Genomic DNA, 1,197 nt, shown 5'->3' with positions numbered 1-1,197 from the left:
CAACGTTGTACCGTCTTATCCTCTGTACCTGCTAAGGTTATAGGGACAAGCCGTACGGGCAATTAGTACTGGTTAGCTTAATGCATTACTGCACTTCCACACCCAGCCTATCAACGTCCTGGTCTCGAACGACCCTTCAAAGAGCTCAAGGCTCTGGGAAATCTCATCTCAAGGCAAGTTTCCCGCTTAGATGCTTTCAGCGGTTATCTCTTCCGAACTTAGCTACCCGGCAATGCCACTGGCGTGACAACCGGTACACCAGAGGTTCGTCCACTCCGGTCCTCTCGTACTAGGAGCAGCCCCCTTCAAATTTCCAACGCCCACGGCAGATAGGGACCAAACTGTCTCACGACGTTTTAAACCCAGCTCACGTACCACTTTAAATGGCGAACAGCCATACCCTTGGGACCGGCTACAGCCCCAGGATGTGATGAGCCGACATCGAGGTGCCAAACTCCCCCGTCGATATGAACTCTTGGGAGGAATCAGCCTGTTATCCCCAGAGTACCTTTTATCCGTTGAGCGATGGCCCTTCCATACAGAACCACCGGATCACTATGTCCTACTTTCGTACCTGCTCGACTTGTCAGTCTCGCAGTTAAGCACGCTTATGCCATTGCACTATCAACACGATGTCCGACCGTATCTAGCGTACCTTCGAACTCCTCCGTTACACTTTAGGAGGAGACCGCCCCAGTCAAACTGCCTACCATGCACTGTCCCCGATCCGGATAACGGACCAAGGTTAGAACCTCAAACAAACCAGGGTGGTATTTCAAGGTTGGCTCCACGAGAACTAGCGTCCCCGCTTCAAAGCCTCCCACCTATCCTACACAGATTGGTTCAAAGTCCAATGCAAAGCTACAGTAAAGGTTCATGGGGTCTTTCCGTCTAGCCGCGGGTAGATTGCATCATCACAAACATTTCAACTTCGCTGAGTCTCGGGAGGAGACAGTGTGGCCATCGTTACGCCATTCGTGCAGGTCGGAACTTACCCGACAAGGAATTTCGCTACCTTAGGACCGTTATAGTTACGGCCGCCGTTTACTGGGACTTCAATCAAGAGCTTGCACCCCATCATTTAATCTTCCAGCACCGGGCAGGCGTCACACCCTATACGTCCACTTTCGTGTTTGCAGAGTGCTGTGTTTTTATTAAACAGTCGCAGCCACCAGTTTATTGCAACCCTTTCACCCT

At 51.4% G+C, this 1,197-nt stretch carries 1 rRNA gene; it reads right to left on the bottom strand.

Annotated features, from left to right (window positions below):
* Positions 1-41: 41 nt before the first annotated feature.
* Positions 42-1,197: ribosomal RNA gene (locus tag AC0Z42_RS29700) — 23S ribosomal RNA — on the bottom strand; the annotation flags it as partial.

It is taken from the genome of Janthinobacterium sp. 1L-D-8-B-C4, from assembly GCF_057291295.1.
Note: the sequence above shows the minus strand (reverse complement) of the source record. Positions and strands in the feature narration are given on the sequence as shown.